General features: G+C 61.5%; 5 protein-coding genes. 1 reads left to right on the top strand and 4 read right to left on the bottom strand.

Annotation, left to right across the window (positions count from 1 at the left end):
• Nucleotides 1-457 precede the first annotated feature (457 nt).
• A complete protein-coding gene (locus tag THIDRDRAFT_RS27175; RefSeq protein WP_007043324.1) occupies nucleotides 458-583 on the bottom strand; it encodes a hypothetical protein in 126 nt (41 codons plus the stop codon).
• The gene (locus tag THIDRDRAFT_RS26320; RefSeq protein WP_007043323.1) at nucleotides 580-747 is read right to left on the bottom strand and encodes a DUF3653 domain-containing protein; all 168 of its coding nucleotides are present in this window, start codon (nucleotides 745-747) and stop codon (nucleotides 580-582) included. Before THIDRDRAFT_RS26320 ends, THIDRDRAFT_RS27175 begins: the two co-directional genes overlap by 4 nt.
• A gap of 275 nt (nucleotides 748-1,022) precedes the next feature.
• Here THIDRDRAFT_RS26320 and THIDRDRAFT_RS22930 point away from each other — a divergent pair, with 275 nt between their 5' ends.
• Complete coding sequence (locus THIDRDRAFT_RS22930) at nucleotides 1,023-1,448, top strand: helix-turn-helix domain-containing protein (RefSeq protein WP_007043322.1); 426 nt, start codon at nucleotides 1,023-1,025, stop codon at nucleotides 1,446-1,448.
• Between the two features lie 28 nt (nucleotides 1,449-1,476).
• Here THIDRDRAFT_RS22930 and THIDRDRAFT_RS24280 read toward each other — a convergent pair whose 3' ends face one another.
• Both THIDRDRAFT_RS24280 and THIDRDRAFT_RS26590 read right to left on the bottom strand, forming a co-directional pair.
• Nucleotides 1,477-3,312: a tetratricopeptide repeat protein gene (locus tag THIDRDRAFT_RS24280; RefSeq protein ID WP_007043321.1), complete on the bottom strand. Its 1,836-nt coding sequence runs from the start codon at nucleotides 3,310-3,312 to the stop codon at nucleotides 1,477-1,479.
• A gap of 113 nt (nucleotides 3,313-3,425) precedes the next feature.
• On the bottom strand, nucleotides 3,426-3,703 hold a 278-nt coding region (locus THIDRDRAFT_RS26590; RefSeq protein ID WP_040845946.1), incomplete at its 5' end, for a hypothetical protein.

Genomic DNA, 3,703 nt, shown 5'->3' with positions numbered 1-3,703 from the left:
GTCTACCGATCGGGAAACGGGGTGGGGCCAAGATCGTCGATCGCTTCGGCGAGACAACACTGGGGCAGCGCCAAACCGCTGCGATTGAGGTGGCCAGTACAACTTAAATTCGGGGGAAAACTGTCCTGGACATGGGGTCCACTTTACATATCGGCGTTTCCTCGGCGATCTCTGAGAGCTTTTCGGAAAAGACCATGAACATGCCTCAACCGCATTCGTATCTGAGAGATCAAACGCCAGCGAATCCGCCGGCTCCTTTCCCGTCGATCCAGGTTCTGACCATGCCGACCAGTCCAGACACTCGTCCTCGTCCTCGCCCTCGAAAGCGAGTCATCGGTTACGATGAGCAATGGGTTCCGGGCCGTCCTCTCAAAGAGTGTTTAGGCCCCGACAACGAGATTAATAACAATGTGATTCGGTGTAGGAACGGCTACATGAAGAAGGTCCCGATCTATTCCTACTGAGGATTCAGCGCAGTTTGTAGGGATAGGATCGGCTCTGCGTCCTGATGATCGGCGTCGCGGATCTCGACGAGGAAGGTTCGTGAGTGCTTGGCGATCTCGCGTTGTAGATGGCTCTTCATGGCGCGTATGGCGCCGGGTGTTCTAACTGTTCCTGGAGCAGCTGGCGAGCCCAGAATGACGCGTTGAGATCCGAGGGCAAGAAGGCATTTCCGGCCGGATCCTTGAGGAATCCATCGTCGTCTAGGATCCAGCCGTTCCAGGGATCGAGGGTGAGGGGGATCATGCGCGGGCAGTTTGACTGAAATCAAGGATTAAGCCTTTGATAATGCTGCGGATTCGCTCGGCTATCAGACTTAACATAATATACATTATGCGAAATTGGATAAAGCGCCAATTACAAGGATTTTCCTTGTGGTTCAAATGCTTGTGCTACGCCTGAGCAGCATGAGCCCATGGCACGGTGACGAAATTCGTCACCGATCACGATAGCACCCTTAGCACTCTTCCTGAACAGCCCAACGGGCTGCACGCTTGTCGGAGCGGCTGCGCCGCGAAGTAATGGCACCACCAAGATTCGACACCTTACAGCCCGACATCAACGATCTGATCGAGGCCCGACACGCCGCCGGTCTCGATCAAGCCGAAGCCGCCAAGGTATGCGGGATCTCACTACGTCGGTGGCGAGACATCGAGAAAGGACGCGCCAAGCTGCCATTGAGCATCTACCGACTCATGGTCGCCCTGGGCGGTTGGATACCAGACGCCGCTTGGTACGGATGGCGGATTTCCAAGGGTGAACTGTGGAGCCCGGAAAACTTCCCCTACAGGCCATCGGATCTCTACGCCCTGCACTGGTACCGGCAAATCATCCAGGAGCTACGCGTCAAGCGCCGAGATCGACAAGTTCAGGCCGAGGCGCCGACCTCTAAAGTGGAAGAAAACGCGCAAGCCGAACGCGAAACCGCCCGGCGCAGCGGAACCTGAACCTCGAACCTTCCTCTGAGCACGAGTTTCATCGTTCTGCTCTTTCATCCGATTGGCTCAGTATCAGCGTTTCGATGTTGTCCAGTTGTTGTTGGAAATAGTTATCGTATTGAGACATCCCAGCGTCTTGATAGACCGTCCATGAGTGCTGGAAGCTGTCACGAGCTTCCTGCAGATAATTCGTTCCCGCGTTCGGATCGCGCTCGCCCAGTCTCAAGAGCGCATTGCCGAGGTTGTTCTGGGTCATCGCCCAGGCGAGCGGCACGCGCGCTTGGGTGCGCTCCTCGAGCGCCGCGCGGAAGGCCGCCACCGCCTCATTCAGACGTGCCGTGCCCGACTCGCGCCCGCCCAGCCCCATGAGCGCATTGCCGAGGTTGGTCTGGGTCCTCGCCCAATCCAGCGGCACGCGCTCACGGGTGTATTCCTTGAGCGCCGCACGGAAGGCCGCCACCGCCTCCTCCAGACGTGCCGTGCCCGACGCGCGCTCGCCCAGTCTCAAGAGCGCACTGCCGAGATTGTTCTGGATCTGAGCCCAGACGAGCGGCACGCGCTCACGGGTGACCTCCTCGAGCGCCGCGCGGTAGACCGCCACCGCCTCCTCCAGGCGTATCGTGCCCGACTCGCGCGCGCCCAGTCTCGTGAGCGCATTGCCGAGGTTATTCTGGGTCGCCGCCCAGCCGAGCGGGACACGCTCGCGGGTGCGCTCCTCGAGCGCCGCGCGGTAGGCCGCCACCGCCTCCTCCAGGCGTGCCGTGCCCGACTCGCGCGCGCCCAGCATCGCGAGCGCAAGGCCGAGGTTGTTCTGGGTCCCCGCCCAGGCGAGCGGCACGCGCTCACGGGTGCATTCCTCGAGCGCCGCGCGGTAGGTCGCCACCGCCTGCTCCAGGCGTGCCGTGCCCGACTCGCGCGCGCCCAGTCTCGCGAGCGCAGTGCCGAGGTTGTTCTGGGTCGCCGCCCAGACGAGCGGCACGCGCGCTCTCGGGCGTGCAGGCAATAAAGCCCCTTGGTAGAGCACAATGGCCTGCTTAAGGGCGGCGTTGTTGCCATGCTCGTCGCCTTCTGTCTGGAGCATGTCGGCCTGCTGATCCAAGTAGGCTAGACGCTGATCGGGGTCGGTTTCCGCGACCAGTTCCACCGCGCTGGCCAGCGTGGCCGCCGCATCGAGGTAGCGCAACTGAATGGCGAAGAGCTCGGCCTTTTCCGCACGTAGCGCCGCCGCCGAGCCTCGCCGCTTGGCGACGGCTTCCTTGGCCTCTTGCAGCAGGCGCTCGGCATCCTGCAGGCCGGACAGCTCGCTTTGCTCGGCCTGATCCAGCAGATGCTCGGCTTGCGCGTAGTCGCCCGCCTCGATGGCTGCTCGGGCCTGATCGAGCCATACCTGGGATTGCGGGTCTTGGGTACGGAGCGCCGCTAACCGGTGCAGGGCCTCCTTGTGACGATTGGCGATATCGAGCAGGCGCTGCGGCCATTGCTCACGGGGAACCTCGCCCTGTTCGAGGATCCGGAAGAAGGTTCGGATGTTTCCCTCGGTAACACCCAGACGCGCGCTGAGCGCTTGCTGATCCTGAAAGATGGCGTGCAGGTCCTCCGGGCTGTAGCCCTTCTGGATCTGAACCGAACCCGTGATATCCCGGCCCGCCGCGACCATATCCCCCCCGGCCGAGAATCCGCTCTGGGTGATGTGCGTAGCTCCCTGATGGTCCTTGTCGCCAGACTGTGGCTCTTGGTTCGGGTCATGGAAAAAGACCCATGCATAGGTCCCGATCGCCCCTACAATCGAGAGACCCAATCCGGAAAACAGCCATTCCTTGTTGCGGCTCAACGAATTCCAAGCCGAGCGGATCACGCGCGAGAAACCATCCATTCGAATGTCCCTGGAAACGATGCGTCGATGATCGACATGGTAAGCAGGCCGAGGCGATGACGTCGAGACGTCTGGACTCGAAGATTTTCCGGGCAGTGACGTTCGCGAGGATCTCAGGCCGAGGCGCCGACCTCTAACGTGGAAGAAAACGCGCAAACCGAACGCGAAACCGCCCGGCGCAGCGGAACCTGAACCCAAGCGACGCCGGTACTGTCGAGACAGCCGACGACCCTCGAAGCCAGGCCGAAAACGAGAACCCGAGACGGCGCGATGGCCTCCAGAACCTGGAGATAGCCGCGCTTCCAGCCGTCTTGCTCCTCAGAATCGCGACCAGGCCCACGAACGGCGATCGCGCTCCCAGGTCTGACGCCCCAGGCAGTCCAGGCGATCG

Source organism: Thiorhodococcus drewsii AZ1, assembly GCF_000224065.1.
In the GTDB taxonomy this organism is placed as follows: domain Bacteria; phylum Pseudomonadota; class Gammaproteobacteria; order Chromatiales; family Chromatiaceae; genus Imhoffiella; species Imhoffiella drewsii.
The sequence above is the reverse complement of the archived record's forward strand: the minus strand, read 5'-3'. Positions and strand labels throughout refer to the sequence as shown.